The following is a 781-nucleotide window of genomic DNA, read 5'->3' as shown; positions in this document are numbered from 1 at the left end:
ACACGGAAGCCGTCGACGGTGCCGGAGACCGCGTTCTGGACGTAGACGAACTTCTCGTCCTCCGTCACGGCGAGATCGATCACACCCTGCGAGTTGGCCGAGGGCGGGGTCGCGATGCCCACCTCGTTGGTCAGGGAGAGCCGGCCGCCCTTGTCCAGGCGGTAGCCGGTGACGACGGAGTTCCCGGTGTTGCCGCCGTAGAAGTAGTCACCGGCGCGCTCCAGCCAGCACAGGGTCTCCTGTCCGTTGGCCAGCGGCTCCTGAACGACCTTCAGCCTTCCGTCACGCCTCACCTTGTACGTGGTGACCGTGGACTTCTCGGCCTCGGCAACCAGCATCCGCTTCCCCGTCCTGTCGAAGCTGATGGCGAAGGGCACGCCTCCCGCCGAATCGTTGACGACCGGCTCGGCCACGGCCGGCAGGCCGTTCCGCCGCATGGGGAAGACCTCGACTGTGTTGTTGGACTTCGTGGTGACGACCAGGTTGCGGCCGTCCGGAGTGAACTCGACCTCGCCTGGCGAGCTGGAGAAGAGAGGGATGTCCTCGTTGTCCAGGCCCAGGGAACGATGTGACCCGGCAAGCGGCTTGAGCCCCCTGCCGGTGATCTTGAAGCCCTGGATGCTCCCCTCGCCGCCGGCGTTCATGACGTACGCGACGTTGCCGTACACCGCGACGCCGGCGGGGAACTCCCCACCGGAACCGACGACTTTCCGGTCTGTCAGCTTGCGTCCTTCGACGCGGAACGAGGTCACCGTGTTGCTGCCCGCGTTGACCGCCAGCA

Annotated in this window: 1 protein-coding gene; it reads right to left on the bottom strand. The window is 66.5% G+C overall.

What is annotated here, in order from left to right:
• Positions 1-781, bottom strand: a 781-nt coding sequence (locus tag AWZ10_RS34645; RefSeq protein WP_159058448.1) for a lactonase family protein, incomplete at both ends; no start/stop codon positions are given.

The sequence above is a fragment of the Streptomyces europaeiscabiei genome (genome assembly GCF_001550375.1).
In the GTDB taxonomy this organism is placed as follows: domain Bacteria; phylum Actinomycetota; class Actinomycetes; order Streptomycetales; family Streptomycetaceae; genus Streptomyces; species Streptomyces europaeiscabiei.
This window is presented reverse-complemented; position numbering and strand designations above follow the sequence as displayed.